Here is a 15,609-nt window from a genome sequence, read left to right on the forward strand (position 1 = left end):
GCAGGCAACGCCAGTCGTTGACCGGCCATCAACAACGACAACCGACTCAGGCTCATCCACGGCGAGCCGGCGGCCTGGCCCTTGATCTGCGCATCGATGCGCTGGGCCTCGAGCAGCAATTGCGCCCAGCGTGGTGCGGAGTAGCGTTGCAGGGCCTTGCTCATCAGGGGTTTGCGCTTGTCCCAGACGGGCGGGCGGGCCTGGCTGAAGGCCTTGTCCAGCGGTACGCCCTGGCTGTACTGCAGGGACAGGTTGGCCAGCAGGCGCAACTCCCGGGCCAGGGCCCAGAGGATCACCGGCGGCTCGACGCCTTCGCCCCGCAGGCCTTCGAGCATGCGCAGGGCATGGGCGGCTTCACCGTTGAGGATCGCATCGGTCAGGCCGAAGACATCGAAGCGCGCACTGTCGGCCACGGCAGCCTGTACCGTTTCTACGGTGATCTGCCCGCCTTCGGCCATCAGCTTGAGCTTTTCGATTTCCTGGGCGGCGGCCAGCAGGTTGCCTTCGACCCGGGCGGCAATCAGCTCCACCGCGTCCTGGCTGGCCGAGAGGCCGGCCTGGGACAGGCGTTGGCGGATCCAGCTGGGCAGCTGGCTGACATCCACCGGCCAGATCTGCACGAACTGGGTCTGCTGGCCCTCGACCAAGGCCTTGCCCCATTTGGTCTTCTGCGCGCTGCCGTCGAGTTTCGGCAAGCTGATGAGCAGCACCGTGTCCTCGGCCGGGCGTGAGCAATATTCGATCAGCGCAGCGGCGCCCTTGTCCCCGGGTTTACCGGAGGGCAAGCGCAGTTCCAGCAGGCGTTTTTCGGCGAACAACGACATGCTCGCCCCGGCCTGCAGCAGCGTGCCCCAGTCGAAACTGGCGTCGGCGGCGAAGACCTGGCGTTCATCGAAGCCTTGCTGGCGTGCGGCAGTGCGGATGGCGTCGGCGGCTTCCTGGCACAGCAGCGGGTCATCGCCACTGATGATGTAGACCGGCGCGAGGGCGCCTTGCAGGTGTTTGCCGAGTTGGGCGGGAGCGAGCTTCATAAGAGAAAGCGAGCGGGGCGCCGGAGCGCCCCGCAAGGCTTATTCAGCCGGGATCTGCATCGGCGACTGTTGCGGGGTTTCCGCTTCAGCCTTGCGCGCCGCTTCCAGGGCTTCGGCCTCGGCTTTGGCCTTGGCGTCGGCGGTCTGTTGCAGTTGGTCCAGTTGGGCCGGGTTCAGCTGTTGCAGGCGCAGCATCATGCGTTGCACGAGGTCACGACGCATTTCTTCGCGCACTTCGCTCGACTCCTGGTCGGAACCGGTGATGTTGTTGCCATCGTGCAGGTAGACCTTCTGCACTTGCAGCTTGTCGTCCAACAACACCAGATCGTTCTGGCCGCGGATCTCATAGCTCAGCACGTTGTTCAGTTCGTACTCGGCCGACCGACCGGCACCGGCATAGCTCAGGCTGCGCTGGGTTTGCTGTTCACGGGTCAGTACCAGCTTGTACGGCGCCCCGCCGTAGACTTTCACACCGCTGTTTTCCAGGCTGGTGCGCAGCAACTTGACGGTGTCGCCATAGGCGTCCCGTGCGCTGAGGTCCAGTTCCTTGATTGCCAGCTCGGTGGTGCCGGTGCCGCGCAGTTGGAAGCCGCAGGCGCTCAACAGGACCGCCAGGCCCACTACCAGCAGATTACGTTTGATCATCTTGTTGCTCCCCTTGAACCCTATGGGGGTCGACCATGCGACCCCGCAGGTTGTATTCGGCGCCAGGCTTGAGCCTCGCGCCCGATCCAATTAGCTTGCGACGATATTGACCAGCTTGCCGGGCACGACGATCACTTTGCGAATCGTCAGGCCATCGACAAAGCGCAGCACGTTTTCATTGGCCCGCGCAGCGGCTTCGACTTCTTCACGTGTGGCGGCGGCCGGCATTTCGATCTGGCCGCGCAGCTTGCCGTTGACCTGGATGACCAGGGTCAGGCTGTCCTGCACCAGTGCGGTTTCGTCCACCACCGGCCAGCGAGCGTCAATCACCGGGTCGGCGTGACCCAGTTGATTCCACAGCTCGTGGCTGATGTGCGGGGTGATCGGCGCCAGCAGCAGCGTCACGGCTTCCAGGCCTTCGTGAATCAGTGCGCGATCCTGCTCGGTGCCTTGCGCGGCTTTTTCCAGTACGTTCATCAGCGTCATCACCTGGGCGATGGCGGTGTTGAATTTGTGGTTCTGGCCGACGTCATGGCTGGCCTGCTTGATGGCCAGGTGAATCGAGCGACGAACGGTTTTCTGCTCGTCGTTCAGGCCGGCGACGTCCAGCTTGCCCGGCAGGCCCTGGGTGACGTGGGCCTGGGCCAGGCGCCAGACGCGCTTGAGGAAGCGGTGCGAGCCCTCGACGCCCGAGTCGGACCATTCCGCGCTCATGTCAGGTGGCGAGGCGAACATCATGAACAGGCGGCAGGTGTCCGCGCCGAACTGGTCGATCATCGACTGTGGGTCGACGCCGTTGTTCTTCGACTTGGCCATTTTCTCGGTGCCGCCGATTTCCACCGGCAGGCCGTCGGCGATCAGCTTGGCGCTGATGACCTTGGCCTTGCTGTCGCGTTCGAGCTCGACGTCGCTCGGGTTGAACCAGGTGTAGGCACCGTTGGCTTCGCGACGATAGTAAGTCTCGGCGATCACCATGCCTTGGGTCAGCAGGTTCTTGAACGGCTCGTTGGAGCTCACCAGGCCTTCGTCACGCATCAGCTTGTGGAAGAAGCGTGCGTAGAGCAGGTGGAGAATGGCGTGTTCGATGCCGCCGATGTACTGGTCCACCGGCAACCAGTGGTCGGCCGCGGATTTTTCCACCAGGCCGCCTTCATAGTGCGGCGAGGCGTAGCGCGCGTAATACCAGGAGGACTCGACGAAGGTGTCCATGGTGTCGGTTTCACGCTTGGCCGGTGCGCCGCATTTCGGGCAGCTGCACTCGTAGAACTCGGGCATGCGTGCCAGGGGCGAGCCGGCGCCGTCGGGTACGACGTCTTCTGGCAGGACCACGGGCAACTGGTCTTCCGGCACCGGTACGTCACCGCAGGTGTCGCAATGCACGATCGGGATCGGGCAGCCCCAGTAGCGCTGGCGGCTGATGCCCCAGTCCCGCAGGCGGAACTGGGTGCGCGAGGCACCGAGGTTCTTCTTGATCAGGGCGACTTCGATGGCATCGAATGCACCTGGGAAGTCCAGGCCATTGAACTCGCCGGAGTTGATCAGTTCGCCGTGTTCGCCATAGGCGTCCTGCCAAGGTGCCGGAGTCTGGTCGCCGGCGCTGGTGCGCACCACCGCTTTGACCGGCAGGTTGTACTTGTGGGCGAATTCGAAATCACGCTCGTCGTGGGCCGGCACGGCCATCACCGCGCCGTCGCCGTAGTGCATCAGCACGTAGTTGGCGACCCACACCGGCAGCTTCTCGCCGGTGAGCGGGTGCTCGACGAACAACGACGTCGCCAGGCCTTTTTTCTCTTGGGTGGCGACATCGGCTTCGGCGACGCTGCCGCCCTTGCATTCGGCGATGAACGCCTGCAGCTCGGGGTTGTTCTGTGCCGCCAGGGTGGCCAGCGGATGCTCGGCGGCCACGGCCACATAAGTGGCGCCCATCAGCGTGTCCGGACGGGTGGTGAAGACTTTCAGGGTACCGGCTTCGCCAATGGAGGCGACGTCATACGGGAACTGCACTTCCATGCCCCGGGACTTGCCGATCCAGTTGCGCTGCATGGTCTTGACCTGCTCGGGCCAACCGGTCAGCTCGTCGAGACTCTCCAGGAGTTCATCCGCATAGGCGGTGATCTTGAAGTAGTACATCGGGATCTCGCGCTTTTCGATCAGCGCGCCGGAGCGCCAGCCGCGACCGTCGATCACTTGCTCGTTGGCCAGTACGGTCTGGTCCACCGGGTCCCAGTTCACGGTGCCGTTCTTGCGGTAGATCACGCCTTTTTCGAACAGGCGAGTGAACAGCCATTGTTCCCAGCGGTAGTAGTCCGGCTTGCAGGTGGTCACTTCGCGGGACCAGTCCACCGCCAGGCCCAGGCTGCGCAGCTGGGTCTTCATGTAGGCGATGTTTTCGTAGGTCCACTTGGCGGGGGCCACGTTGTTCTTCATCGCGGCGTTTTCCGCCGGCATGCCGAAGGCGTCCCAACCCATGGGTTGCAGGACGTTCTTGCCTTGCATGCGCTGGTAGCGGGAGATCACGTCGCCGATGGTGTAGTTGCGCACGTGCCCCATGTGTAGCTTGCCGCTGGGGTAAGGGAACATCGACAGGCAGTAGTAAGTCTCCTTGCCTGGCTGTTCACTGACTTCAAAGGACTTTTGCTCGTCCCAGAACGACTGGGCGGCGGCTTCGATTTCACGGGGCTGGTAGTGTTCGTGCATGGCTACTTTTGTACTGAATGGGGTGGCCCAATCCTCTTCGTGGCGATGCTGGACGCAGACGACGCCGAATGCGGCGTTTTCGATGCCCAGCCAAGCTGGAAGTGGAGTTACAGGAAGCGCCGTAGCATACATGACCGCGCTCTACCGAGGGAAACCCTGATTGCGTGCTGGCCATCGACGATCGCTGGCGCGAACCCGTGTTCAGGGCCGTTGGTCGCGGCGCCCTGCCGGTTTGCCCAGCGAAGCTAAGCTTCTCAATGGGGAGTGAGTCTTATCTTCAATGAGGTGAGGGATGGTTGAATCACAACGAAAAGTCGCTACACCTGAGTTGTATGAAAAACTGATCGATCGTCTCGGGGTGGCCCTGGACGCTGCAAGAACCGCCGGCCGCTTGCGGGATGAGCGTCCGGTAGAGCTGGAGCTGCGTGGCTTGAGCCCCGCAGAGTTCGAACTGGTCGAGGCTTACCTCGAACAGGCCGGACATCAACCCCCCGCCAGTGGGGCCCAGGTACTCAAGCGTCTCGAGGCGCCCCGTTCGGCCAAGGTTGTATGGCTCAAGGACCGGACGCCTGACAAGGATGCTGTAAAGGTCCGGTCACTGCAGTTCAAGTAACGCCGGATTCACGCGTTTCGCTTTTTTTGATTCAAGGTTTTTTCGAATCTGTTGTCGCTTTGCGTCAACCCACCTAGGCTTCGGGCATCTATGGAGATGCCCGATGCCGTTTCGCTATTTCATCAAACAACTTTTATTGCCGCCCGGCATTCTTTTGCTGTTGTTGGCGCTTGCCTGGTGGTGGCGTCATTCGCGGCCGCGCCTGGCTCGCCTGTGTTTCGCCGTGGGCCTGGGGGGCTTCTGGCTGATGAGCCTGCCGGTGGTGGTGCAGTGGAGCGCCAAGGCACTGGAGCGTGAACCGCCGTTGTTGCGCAGTGAATGGGCGACCCTGGCCCAGCGTGCCGACGCCATCGTGGTGCTGGGTTCCGGTCGCGAGCGCGGCGACCTGGCCTGGGGTTCCGACCAGCCCACTGGTGTCGGCCTCGAACGCCAGCGTTATGCGGCGCGACTGGCCAAGGCTTCGGGCTTGCCCGTGCTGACGACCGGCGGCTTGCACTATGGCACCCCACCCAGTGAAGCAAAGTTGATGGCCGATTCGATGCGGGACGACTTCGGCGTCACCGTTCGCTGGCAGGAAGAGCGCAGCCGCACGACCTGGGAAAACGCCCAGATGAGTGCCGAGATCCTGCTGCCGGAAAATATAAAGCGCATTGTGGTGGTCACTCAGGCCTGGCACATGCCGCGTGCGGTCTGGAGTTTCGAGCGGTCAGGATTTGAAGTGGTGCCGGCGCCTGTCGGCTTCCTGGGCCCGGACAACGCCCGGCCATTGGGTGGCTGGATGCCGGAGTTCAAGTCGATCTGGCAGTCCGGGCAGTTGATGAATGAGGCGATGGGGTTGGTGGGGTATTGGTTGTTCTATCGCTGAAGATGATGAGGTAGAGAGGGAGTCCCCATTGTGGCGAGGGAGCTTGCTCCCGCTGGGCTGCGCAGCGGCCCCAAAATTTCTGGGAGCGCTTCGCACTCCAGCGGGAGCAAGCTCCCTCGCCACAAGTGCTTCCAGAAGGCTTTAAACCGTCTTGGCCATCCGGCTCGCCACCAACGCCCAGCCCAGCAGCAACAGGCACAAAATGATCAGCGGCCACGAGCGCCATTGCAGGTACGGGGTCAGGTTGTGCATCGGCACCACTTCGCCGTAGAGGATGCCGCGCTCGAATTGCGGGATCTGTGCGGTGATCTGGCCGAAGGGGTTGATCAGGCCGGTCACGCCGTTGTTGGTGGCGCGGATCATCCAGCGGCCGGCTTCCAGGGCGCGCATCTGGGCCATTTGCAGGTGTTGCAGCGGGCCGATCGAGGTGCCGAACCAGGTGTCGTTGCTGATGGTCAGCAGCAGGTCGCTACGCGCCGAGAGGCTGGCGGCGAACTCCGGGTAGACCACTTCATAGCAGATGAACGGGGCGATCTGGTAACCCTTGGCTTGCAGCAACGGCTGGTCGGCCGGGCCCCGGGCGAAGTCCGACATGGGCAGGTCGAAGAAGGCGATCAGGCCGCGCAGGATGTCCTGTAGCGGCACGTATTCGCCAAACGGCACGAGTTTTTGCTTCAGGTAGGTGCCGTCACCTTCGCCGGTCACGGTGATGCCGTTGTAGTAACGCTTCTCGTGATGCACCAGTTGCCGAATCGGCACGCCGGTAATCAGCGCCGACTGCCGCTCGGCGGCGAAGTTGCCCATCATGTCCAGGTAGCCCTGGGCGGACTCCTTGAGCACCGGCACCGCGGTTTCCGGCCAGATCAGCAGGTCGACGCGCTTGGAGGCGAAGCTCATGTCGCGGTACAGCGCCAACTGCGCGTTGAGCTGTTCGGGGTCCCACTTCATGCTTTGTTCGATGTTGCCCTGGATCGCCGCGACGCTCAGCGGGTCGCCCGAGGGGCTGGTCCAGGCATGCCCCTTGAGTGCCATGCCGGCCACCCACGGGCCGATCAACAGCAGCACGCCCGCGGCAATAAAACCTTTGCGGGCACCGCGGATCAGCCGCGGCGCGTTGTACAGCAGCGCGGCGGTCAGGGCCAGGGTGAAGGAGATCAGCCACATCCCGCCCAGCGGCGCGAGGCCGGCCAGGGGGCCGTCGAGCTGGCTGTAACCGGAATACAGCCACGGGAACCCGGTGAGGAACCAGCCGCGGAAGGCTTCCTGGCCCAACCACAGCGCGGCGAATGCCAGGGCATCGGCCAAGGGCGCCTCGTTGCGGCGCAGCCAGCGCGCCCACAGCCAGGCGGGCAGGGCGAAGAACCAGGCGATGGCGGCGATGAACAGCAGCATCAACAGCCCGGCGAGCAGCACCGAGGCTCCACCGAAGTTATGGATGCTGACGTAGATCCAACTGGTGCCGGCGCCAAACAGGCCAAAACCGAAACACCAGCCACGGCCCAGGGCCTGGCGTGGCGAAAGCTCGCGCAGCCCGGCATAGAACAAGCCGACCGCCAGCAATGCCAGCGGCCAGAGGTCGAACGGCGCCAGGGCCAGGGTGGTGATCGCACCGGCCGCCACGGCCAGCAGGTTACCGGGCCAGCCGGGGCGGGTTATCCAGCGCATGTATATCCTTAGCGGGTCTCGCAGGGGTTATCGGCCAATGGGTGACAGGCGCAGCAGGTGAATCCGGCGGCTGTCGGCATTGAGGATGCGGAAGCGCCAGGAGCCGATTTCCGTGGTTTCGTTGCGCTTGGGCAGGTGCCCGAAAGCACTCATCACCAGGCCGCCGACGGTGTCGAACTCATCGTCGGAGAATTGGCTGTCGAAGAATTCGTTGAAGTTCTCGATCGGCGTCAGGGCCTTGATCAGGAAGTCACCGCTGGGCAGCGGCTTGATGTAGCTGTCTTCCTCGACATCGTGCTCGTCCTCGATGTCGCCGACGATCTGCTCAAGGACGTCTTCGATGGTGACCAGGCCGGCCACGCCGCCGTATTCGTCGATGACGATGGCCATGTGGTTGTGGTTGGCGCGGAATTCCCGCAGCAGCACGTTCAGGCGCTTGGACTCGGGCACGAAGGTGGCCGGACGCAGCAGGTCCTTGATGTTGAAGCTGTCGCCGTTCTCCTGAAGGATCAGCGGCAGCAGGTCCTTGGCCAGCAGTACGCCCATGACGTCGTCATGGCTCTCGCCAACGACCGGGTAGCGCGAGTGAGCGGAGTCGACCACGGCGGGCAGGAATTCACGCGGGGTCTGGGTCGCCTTGATGCTGACCATTTGCGAGCGCGGGACCATGATGTCCCGCACTTGCAGGTCAGCGACCTGGATGGCGCCTTCGACAATGGCCAGCGCTTCGCTGTCCAGCAGTTTGTTCTGGTGTGCATCGCGCAGCAGCTCCAGCAGCTCCTGGCGGTTTTTCGGCTCATGGGCAAAAGCCTGGGTGAGCTTGCCCAGCCATGACTTCTGCCCGTTGCTCGATCGATCTTCGCTCATAGCGATTACTCTGAATCCTTTGTCGTTACAGTTGATGTATCAGTGTTCGTCGCCGGCGTAGGGGTCGGGATGACCCAGCTCTGCAAGCAACGTTCGTTCCAGTGCTTCCATTTCTTCGGCTTCGTCATCTTCTATATGGTCGTAGCCCAGTAGATGCAAGCAGCCGTGAATCACCAGATGGGCCCAGTGGGCCTCGGGGGTCTTGTCTTGTTCCGCCGCTTCACGCTCCACCACCGGGACGCAGATCACCAGGTCGCCCAGCAGCGGGATGTCGAGCAGCTCGTCGGGAACGTCGGCGGGGAACGACAGCACGTTGGTGGCGTAGTCCTTCTGCCGCCAAGTGTGGTTCAGCTCGCGGCCTTCGGGCTCGTCCACCAGGCGGATCGTCAGCTCCGAGTCGGCGCTGCGCTGGCGCAGGGCCAGTTCGCACCATTGGCGGAACTGGGCTTCGCTGGGGGCGGCGTGTTCGCAGGCCACTTGCAGGTCGAGTTCAAGCATTGTGGCGATTGCCTTTGCCTTCGGTCGTGTCGTCGGCCTCGCGATTCTCGAAGCGCTCGTAGGCTTCGACAATGCGCTGGACCAACGGATGGCGCACGACGTCCTTGGGCATGAAGTGCGTGAAGCTGATGCCTGGCACGTCCTTGAGGACCTGGATCACATGGTTCAGCCCGGACTTGGTGCCACGGGGCAGGTCGACCTGGGTGATGTCCCCGGTGATGACGGCGGTGGAGCCGAAGCCGATCCGGGTCAGGAACATTTTCATCTGCTCGACCGTGGTGTTCTGGCTTTCGTCGAGGATGATGAAGCTGTTGTTCAGGGTACGACCGCGCATGTAGGCCAGCGGCGCGACCTCGATGACCTGGCGCTCGATCAGCTTGGCGACGTATTCGAAGCCGAGCATTTCATACAGCGCGTCATAGAGCGGGCGCAGGTACGGGTCGATCTTCTGGGCCAGGTCGCCGGGCAGGAAGCCGAGTTTTTCACCCGCTTCGACCGCCGGTCGCACCAGCAGGATGCGCCGTACCTGTTCGCGCTCCAGCGCATCGACGGCGCAGGCCACGGCCAGGTAGGTCTTGCCGGTACCGGCCGGGCCGATGCCGAAGTTGATGTCGTTGCCCAGGATTTCCTTCACGTAGCGCTGCTGATTCAAGCCGCGCGGGCGAATCATGCCTTTTTTCGTGCGCAGGGCCACGGCAGGTTCCGACGGGGCGTGGTTGTCGAGCTCTTCGACAGCCGATTCCTGCAGGAACAGGTGGACCGTATCCGGCGACAGCTCGCTCCCCTTGGTTTCCCGGTAGAGACGGCGCAGCAGGTTTTCCGCGGAGGTGGTGTGCTTGGGTTCGCCGATCAGCTCGAACTGGTTTCCGCGGTTGCGGATCTCGATGGCCAGGCGCTGTTCGATCAAGCGCAGGTGCTCGTCGAATTGCCCGCACAGATTGGCGAAGCGGCGAGCCTCAAAGGGCTCGAGAATAAAGCGATGTGGTTCGATGGGTGCGTTCAAGGTCGTTTTTAGCCGCCCAGGGGCAATTGAGATGAAACCAAGGATAGCGCCAGTAGGCTGGGTGCGAAAGCTCTTAAACAGGCGAATCCGATCACAAGGCTTGGCACGATTCACTGTGGGAGCGAGCTTGCTCGCGATGGGGGCCTCACATTCAACATGAGAATTGACTGCCATGCCGCTATCGCGAGCAAGCTCGCTCCCACAGGAAGTGTGGGGTTACTGGATCAGCGAGCCCCGCAGGGAGTGCGGTTGCGCGGCGTCGATGTGCACATCGGCGAACTGGCCGATCAGGGCCGGGGTGTCGCAACGGAAATTGACGATGCGGTTGTTTTCGGTACGTCCTTGCAGCTCGCCGGGGTCTTTTTTCGAGTAATCGGTCACCAGAATCCGCTGGACGGAACCGACCATTTGTCGGCTGATCTCGAAACCTTGCTGGTTGAGGCGATGCTGCAAGGCGTTGAGCCGTTCTTTTTTCAGTTCTTCCGGGGTGTCGTCCGCCAGGTCGGCCGCCGGGGTTCCAGGGCGCTGGCTGTAGACGAAGGAATAGGAGAAGTCGAAGCCCACGTCTTCGATCAGCTTCATGGTCTGCTGGAAGTCTTTCTCGGTTTCACCGGGGAAACCGACGATAAAGTCCGAGCTGATGCAGATGCCCGGCACTGCCGCACGCAATTTGCGCAGCTTGGATTTGTACTCCAGCGCCGTGTGGTTGCGCTTCATGGCCGCGAGGATCCGGTCGGAACCCGATTGCACCGGCAAGTGCAGGTGCTTGACCAGCTCGGGAACCTCGGCGTGGGCCTGGATCAGGCTGTCGGAGAACTCCAGCGGGTGAGACGTGGTGTAGCGGATGCGGTCGATGCCGTCCACCGCCGCCACCACGCGGATCAGCTCGGCGAGGTCCGCCAGGCGCCCGTCATGGGTCAGGCCGCGATAGCCGTTGACGTTCTGCCCCAGCAGGGTCACTTCGCGCACGCCGTTTTCGGCCAGGTGGATGATCTCGGCGATCACGTCGTCGAACGGTCGGCTGACTTCTTCGCCGCGGGTATAGGGCACCACGCAGAACGTGCAGTACTTGCTGCAGCCTTCCATCACCGACACATAGGCGCTCGGGCCGTCGATGCGCGGTTCGGGCAGGTGGTCGAACTTTTCGATTTCCGGAAACGAGACATCCACTTGCGGCAGCTTGGTCGCACGCGCGGCGTCGATCATCTCCGGCAGACGGTGCAAGGTCTGCGGGCCGAAGACCACGTCCACGTACGGGGCACGATCACGAATGGCCGCGCCTTCCTGGCTGGCCACGCAACCGCCCACGGCGATGACCATTTCCGGGTTGGCCAGCTTCAGCTCGCGCCAGCGGCCGAGCTGGGAATACACCCGGTCCTGGGCGCGTTCGCGAATCGAGCAGGTATTGAGCAGGATCACGTCCGCGTCTTCGGCGCGGGCGGTGACTTCCAGGGCCTGGTGTTCACCCAGCAGATCGACCATGCGCGAGCTGTCGTACTCGTTCATCTGGCAACCGTGGGTTTCGATGTAAAGCTTCTTGGCCATGGACGGAGTCATCACGTGATTCAAAGAACCGCGCATTATAGGGAACAAGTCCCCCGGTTCCTACCGCTGTGCGAGCAGTGGCTATGCTATAGTTCGCGCCCTCATTTTTACCCGCCGATGTGTTTCGCCAGCCATGACCAAACGTGAAGCTCCAATCTACAAGGTGATTTTCCTTAACCAGGGCCAGGTGTTCGAAATGTACGCCAAGCAGATCTATCAAAGTGATCTGTGGGGCTTCCTGGAAGTGGAAGAGTTCGTCTTTGGCGAGCGCACGCAAGTGGTCGTCGATCCGAGCGAAGAAAAGCTCAAGGCGCAGTTCGAAGGCGTGGTGCGCAGTTTCGTGCCGATGCATTCGATCGTGCGCATCGACGAAGTCGAACGCCTGGGCACGCCGAAAATCAGCGAAGCCCGCGGCGCGGTTGGCAACGTGATGCCGTTTCCGATGCCGATGCCTGAGAAGTAAGACTCAAGACCGAGGTGCTCCCAATCGCGAGCAAGCTCGCTCCCACACTGGATCGTCGATGCTCGCAAACTTGTGCGCACAGAGAACCCATGTGGGAGCGAGCTTGCTCGCGATGAGGCCATCAAGGCCGAAGCAATAGTCAGGGCAGCGGCGAAAAAGGCGTACGCCCATCGGCGTTCTGCAATTCCATCAGGTATTTGCGAAAGATCTGGCCCAGCACCTGGGTCGCCACTTCCAGCTCGTCGCGGGGCATCTGCTCGGCGACTTCGTCGGCGGTGTCCAGGGCTTCTTCGGCGCCGTTGACCGCGGCCATCTTCAAGACGATGTAGGCCTGGACGTTGTTGGCTGGAACGCCTTCGCCATGGAAGAACATGCCGCCGAGCTTGAATTGCGCCTGGGCATGGCCTTGCAGCGAGGCTTTTTCGAAGTAGTTGAGGGCTTGCTTGAGGTCGCGGGGTGCAGCCTTGCCTTCGTAGTAGAACTCGCCCAACTCGTATTGCGCTTGTGCATCGCCTGCGTCCGCCGCTTTTTGACAGGCGTCGAGTGCCGGTGCGAGATCTTGTGGCTGGGTATTGAGCGTGCAACGGCCCAGCGCCGGGATCAACAACGAGTTGCCGCCTGCCTGTGCATTTGCCAGCAGCGGCTGAAGGAGCAACAGGCAGCCCAAGGCAAGGGTGCGGCCGGTGCGGTTCATGGGAATCGACTTACCTCTGAGGGGCGCGCGGACCCTCCGGGGGATCCAATAAGCGCGCATTATGAAATAAGCGGGGCCATCCTTACAAAGTCTTTACTCGTTTTTCTGCTGCACGGGAATGCTAATAGCAGCTTCGGGCATAAATACGTAGGAAAAGGGCGGGAGGTTGTCAGCAATCACTGACGCCAGCTTCAGCCAGCGTCAGTTATCCACAGGCTTACTTCAGTGCCGCGAAGGCCCGCTCGGCTGCATCGAGGGTGATCTTCAGCTCGGTCTCGCCATGGGCGATGGAGGTGAAGCCGGCTTCGAACGCACTCGGGGCCAGGTACACGCCGCCGTCGAGCATCAGGTGGAAGAAGCGCTTGAAGCGGTCGGCATCGCTGGCCATGACGTCTTCGAAGGTGATGATGTCATCGGCGCCACTGAAATACAGGCCAAACATGCCGCCGGCCTGGGTGGTCACGAAGGGGATGCCCGCCGCATCGGCGCGGATCTGCAGGCCGTCGAGCAGGCGAGTGGTGTAGTCAGTCAGTTCGGCGTGGAAGCCCGGGCGGCTGATCAGGCGCAGGGTGGTCAGGCCGGCGGCCATGGCCAACGGGTTGCCCGACAGCGTGCCGGCCTGGTAGACCGGGCCCAGCGGTGCGATGCATTCCATGATGGCGCGCTTGCCGCCGAAACAGCCGACCGGCATGCCGCCGCCGATGATCTTGCCGAAGGTGCTCAGGTCCGGCGTGACGCCGTAATGGGCCTGGGCGCCGCCGAGGGCGACGCGGAAGCCGGTCATCACTTCATCGAAAATCAACACCACGCCATGCTGGTCGCACAGGCTGCGCAGGCCTTCGAGGAAACCCGGCGCCGGCGGCACGCAGTTCATGTTGCCGGCCACCGGCTCGACAATGATGCACGCCACTTCCTGGCCGACTTCGCCGAGCATTTTCTCGACTTCTTCGAGGTCGTTGAACGGCAGGGTCAGGGTGTGTTTGGCGAACGCCGCCGGCACACCGGCCGAGCTCGGCACGCCCTGGGTCAGTGCGCCGGAACCGGCCTTGACCAGCAGGCTGTCGGAGTGGCCGTGGTAGCAGCCTTCGAACTTGATGATGCTGTCGCGCCCGGTGTAGCCCCGCGCCAGGCGGATCGCACTCATGGTCGCCTCGGTGCCGGAGCTGACCATGCGCACCATTTCCATCGACGGCACGATCGAGCAGACCAGGTCGGCCATCTCGGTCTCCATCGCGGTCGGGGCGCCGTAGGACAGGCCGTGGACCAATTGCTTGCGCACCGCATCCAGCACGTCCGGATGGCTGTGGCCGAGGATCATCGGGCCCCAGGAACCGACGTAGTCCACATAGCGCTTGTCGTCTTCGTCGGTGACGTACGCGCCTTCGGCGTGCTTGAAGAACAGCGGGGTGCCGCCGACGCTCTTGAACGCACGGACAGGCGAGTTCACGCCGCCGGGGATGTGTTTCTGGGCGTTGGCAAACAGGGTTTCGGAACGGGACATGGTTGGGCTCTCGAAAACGAAAAATGGACTATTTGATCTGCAGCAGCTCGTTGAAGGCGCGGGCGCGGCGCGTCACTTCAGCGCTGCTGTCGGCGCCGAACAGGCCGTGGACCACCGCCAGCAGATCGACCCCGTGGGCCACCAGCGGGGCGGCGTTCTCCAGGGTGATGCCGCCGATGGCGCACACCGGAATATGCAGTTTGATGCGCGCCTGTTCGAGCAGTTCAAGGTTTGCGCTGGGGGCGCCGGGCTTGGTGTTGGAGTTGAAGAAGCGCCCGAACGCGACATAACTGGCGCCTTCGCTGGCGGCCTGTTCGGCCAGGGCCAGGCTGGCGTGGCAGGTGGAGCCGACGATCGCCTTGTGCCCGAGCAGCGCCCGCACCGGCGCCAGCGGGCCATCGGTCTGGCCCAGGTGCACGCCGACGCCCAGGCGCGCGGCCAGTTCGGCGTCGTCGTTGATGATCAGCTGGGTCTTGTAGCGCTCGCACAGGTTGCGCAGGGCTTCGGCCTCGCGCAGGCGGCGGGCTTCGTCACTGCTTTTGTCGCGGTATTGCAGCAGGGTCACGCCACCTTCCAGTGCCGCTTCTACATAAGCGAGGAACTTGCCGGCCAGCAATTGGCTATCGGTGATGGCGTACAGGCCACGTAATTTCATTCCACAGGCCTCCGGTGCTACGAGCAGAAATCCAGCGGCAGGCGACGCGGCACGAACTGGCCTTTGCCCAGTTGTTCGGCATCGCGCAAGGTGCGCCAGGTGTAATCCAGTGCTGTCTTGACGGCGCTGGCGAGCTGTTCGCCCTGGGCCAGCCGACCGGCCAGGGCGCTGGCCAGGGTGCAGCCGGAACCGTGGTAGCTGCCGGGCAAGCGCTGGCAGGTAAAGGTTTCGCGGCGGCCATCGCGGCTATACAGGCGATTATGGACTTCATGTTCGTCGCCGTGACCGCCGGTGATCAACAGGTGTTTGACGAAGGGCAGCAGTTTTTCCGCGCACTCGTCGGCGCTGCCCTCGGGCAGTTCGGCAAGGATGCGTGCTTCAGGCAGGTTGGGGGTGGCGATGATGGCCAGGGGCAGCAGGCGTTCGCGCATGGCGTAGCCGACTTCATCCTTGCCCAGGCGCCCGCCACCGCCGGCGCGCAGCACCGGGTCGCAGACCATCGGCAGATGCGGGTGGGCCTGGAGCAGTTCGACCACCGTGTCGACCATTTCCAGTGAGCCGAGCATCCCCAGCTTGACCGCCGCGACCGGCGAATCGTTGAGCACGGCATTGGCTTGCGCCAGCACCCACTCGCGATCGAGCACGCGGAAATCGCTGACGTTGACGGTGTCTTGCACGGTCAATGCGGTAACGGCCGGGGCGGCATGACAGCCCTGGGCGAGCAGGGCTTCGATATCTGCCTGCAAACCGGCGCCCCCACTGGGATCGTGGCCGGAGAGACAGAGGACAACGGGGCGAGAGCTGTAGATATTCATGGTGCGCGAGCTTACCACCAAACCTGTTTTATCGGTGGCGGGAGTCAGAGGA

The 15,609-nt window shown here is 63.0% G+C and carries 15 protein-coding genes; 3 read left to right on the forward strand and 12 right to left on the reverse strand.

The window, feature by feature from the left end:
* The 3 genes from holA to leuS form a co-directional block, all read right to left on the reverse strand.
* On the reverse strand, positions 1 to 1,031 hold a 1,031-nt coding region (gene holA / locus J4E53_RS25360; protein ID WP_207268209.1), incomplete at its 3' end, for a DNA polymerase III subunit delta.
* 39 nt (positions 1,032 to 1,070) lie between these two features.
* Entirely contained in the window at positions 1,071 to 1,676 is a 606-nt protein-coding gene (gene lptE / locus J4E53_RS25365; protein ID WP_060740486.1) for an LPS assembly lipoprotein LptE, read from the reverse strand.
* A 90-nt stretch (positions 1,677 to 1,766) separates the two neighbouring features.
* Complete coding sequence (leuS, locus tag J4E53_RS25370) at positions 1,767 to 4,373, reverse strand: leucine--tRNA ligase (protein WP_103311292.1); 2,607 nt, start codon at positions 4,371 to 4,373, stop codon at positions 1,767 to 1,769.
* A gap of 292 nt (positions 4,374 to 4,665) precedes the next feature.
* Between leuS and J4E53_RS25375 the strand changes: the two genes are divergently transcribed.
* The gene (locus J4E53_RS25375; RefSeq protein WP_060740488.1) at positions 4,666 to 4,986 is read left to right on the forward strand and encodes a hypothetical protein; all 321 of its coding nucleotides are present in this window, start codon (positions 4,666 to 4,668) and stop codon (positions 4,984 to 4,986) included.
* Positions 4,987 to 5,089: 103 nt separating this feature from the next.
* Positions 5,090 to 5,851 carry a YdcF family protein gene (locus J4E53_RS25380; RefSeq protein WP_103311293.1) on the forward strand — a complete coding sequence of 254 codons (762 nt, stop codon included), beginning with the start codon at positions 5,090 to 5,092 and terminating at the stop codon, positions 5,849 to 5,851.
* Positions 5,852 to 5,992: 141 nt separating this feature from the next.
* On the opposite strand, the gene lnt is transcribed toward J4E53_RS25380, so the two are convergent.
* The 5 genes from lnt to miaB all read right to left on the reverse strand — a co-directional run bounded on the left by lnt (position 5,993) and on the right by miaB (position 11,429).
* Complete coding sequence (gene lnt / locus J4E53_RS25385; protein WP_103311061.1) at positions 5,993 to 7,516, reverse strand: apolipoprotein N-acyltransferase; 1,524 nt, start codon at positions 7,514 to 7,516, stop codon at positions 5,993 to 5,995.
* 27 nt (positions 7,517 to 7,543) lie between these two features.
* Positions 7,544 to 8,383 carry an HlyC/CorC family transporter gene (locus J4E53_RS25390; protein WP_003205870.1) on the reverse strand — a complete coding sequence of 280 codons (840 nt, stop codon included), beginning with the start codon at positions 8,381 to 8,383 and terminating at the stop codon, positions 7,544 to 7,546.
* A gap of 39 nt (positions 8,384 to 8,422) precedes the next feature.
* Positions 8,423 to 8,881 carry an rRNA maturation RNase YbeY gene (ybeY, locus tag J4E53_RS25395; RefSeq protein ID WP_003205868.1) on the reverse strand — a complete coding sequence of 153 codons (459 nt, stop codon included), beginning with the start codon at positions 8,879 to 8,881 and terminating at the stop codon, positions 8,423 to 8,425.
* Positions 8,874 to 9,884, reverse strand: coding sequence for a PhoH family protein (locus J4E53_RS25400; protein WP_060740491.1), 1,011 nt, complete (start codon positions 9,882 to 9,884; stop codon positions 8,874 to 8,876). Before J4E53_RS25400 ends, ybeY begins: the two co-directional genes overlap by 8 nt.
* Positions 9,885 to 10,100: 216 nt before the next feature.
* Positions 10,101 to 11,429: a tRNA (N6-isopentenyl adenosine(37)-C2)-methylthiotransferase MiaB gene (gene miaB, locus J4E53_RS25405; protein ID WP_060740492.1), complete on the reverse strand. Its 1,329-nt coding sequence runs from the start codon at positions 11,427 to 11,429 to the stop codon at positions 10,101 to 10,103.
* Positions 11,430 to 11,562: 133 nt separating this feature from the next.
* Between miaB and J4E53_RS25410 the strand changes: the two genes are divergently transcribed.
* Positions 11,563 to 11,892 (forward strand): DUF1820 family protein, encoded by a 330-nt coding sequence (locus J4E53_RS25410; protein ID WP_003185742.1) that lies wholly within the window; start codon positions 11,563 to 11,565, stop codon positions 11,890 to 11,892.
* Positions 11,893 to 12,031: 139 nt separating this feature from the next.
* Here the strand turns inward: J4E53_RS25410 and J4E53_RS25415 are convergent, their stop codons facing one another.
* The 4 genes from J4E53_RS25415 to J4E53_RS25430 form a co-directional block, all read right to left on the reverse strand.
* On the reverse strand, positions 12,032 to 12,586 hold the full coding sequence (locus J4E53_RS25415; protein ID WP_053188388.1) for a tetratricopeptide repeat protein: 555 nt from the start codon (positions 12,584 to 12,586) through the stop codon (positions 12,032 to 12,034).
* 217 nt (positions 12,587 to 12,803) lie between these two features.
* Complete coding sequence (gene hemL, locus J4E53_RS25420; protein ID WP_103311063.1) at positions 12,804 to 14,087, reverse strand: glutamate-1-semialdehyde 2,1-aminomutase; 1,284 nt, start codon at positions 14,085 to 14,087, stop codon at positions 12,804 to 12,806.
* A 28-nt stretch (positions 14,088 to 14,115) separates the two neighbouring features.
* The gene (thiE, locus tag J4E53_RS25425; protein WP_060740494.1) at positions 14,116 to 14,742 is read right to left on the reverse strand and encodes a thiamine phosphate synthase; all 627 of its coding nucleotides are present in this window, start codon (positions 14,740 to 14,742) and stop codon (positions 14,116 to 14,118) included.
* A 17-nt stretch (positions 14,743 to 14,759) separates the two neighbouring features.
* On the reverse strand, positions 14,760 to 15,557 hold the full coding sequence (locus J4E53_RS25430) for a hydroxymethylpyrimidine/phosphomethylpyrimidine kinase (RefSeq protein WP_060740495.1): 798 nt from the start codon (positions 15,555 to 15,557) through the stop codon (positions 14,760 to 14,762).
* Positions 15,558 to 15,609 lie beyond the last annotated feature (52 nt).

Origin of the sequence: Pseudomonas sp. FW305-28 (assembly GCF_017351395.1) — a bacterium.
GTDB classification, from domain to species: domain Bacteria; phylum Pseudomonadota; class Gammaproteobacteria; order Pseudomonadales; family Pseudomonadaceae; genus Aquipseudomonas; species Aquipseudomonas fluorescens_AA.

Bases quoted from the DNA above. Each gene is read 5' to 3' on its own strand.
- J4E53_RS25415 (WP_053188388.1), bottom strand. From the start codon at position 12,586: ATGAACCGCACCGGCCGCACCCTTGCCTTGGGCTGCCTGTTGCTCCTT.
- hemL (WP_103311063.1), bottom strand. From the start codon at position 14,087: ATGTCCCGTTCCGAAACCCTGTTTGCCAACGCCCAGAAACACATCCCC.
- J4E53_RS25410 (WP_003185742.1), top strand. From the start codon at position 11,563: ATGACCAAACGTGAAGCTCCAATCTACAAGGTGATTTTCCTTAACCAG.
- lnt (WP_103311061.1), bottom strand. From the start codon at position 7,516: ATGCGCTGGATAACCCGCCCCGGCTGGCCCGGTAACCTGCTGGCCGTG.
- ybeY (WP_003205868.1), bottom strand. From the start codon at position 8,881: ATGCTTGAACTCGACCTGCAAGTGGCCTGCGAACACGCCGCCCCCAGC.
- J4E53_RS25380 (WP_103311293.1), top strand. From the start codon at position 5,090: ATGCCGTTTCGCTATTTCATCAAACAACTTTTATTGCCGCCCGGCATT.
- J4E53_RS25375 (WP_060740488.1), top strand. From the start codon at position 4,666: ATGGTTGAATCACAACGAAAAGTCGCTACACCTGAGTTGTATGAAAAA.
- leuS (WP_103311292.1), bottom strand. From the start codon at position 4,373: ATGCACGAACACTACCAGCCCCGTGAAATCGAAGCCGCCGCCCAGTCG.
- miaB (WP_060740492.1), bottom strand. From the start codon at position 11,429: ATGGCCAAGAAGCTTTACATCGAAACCCACGGTTGCCAGATGAACGAG.
- J4E53_RS25430 (WP_060740495.1), bottom strand. From the start codon at position 15,557: ATGAATATCTACAGCTCTCGCCCCGTTGTCCTCTGTCTCTCCGGCCAC.
- J4E53_RS25390 (WP_003205870.1), bottom strand. From the start codon at position 8,383: ATGAGCGAAGATCGATCGAGCAACGGGCAGAAGTCATGGCTGGGCAAG.
- thiE (WP_060740494.1), bottom strand. From the start codon at position 14,742: ATGAAATTACGTGGCCTGTACGCCATCACCGATAGCCAATTGCTGGCC.
- lptE (WP_060740486.1), bottom strand. From the start codon at position 1,676: ATGATCAAACGTAATCTGCTGGTAGTGGGCCTGGCGGTCCTGTTGAGC.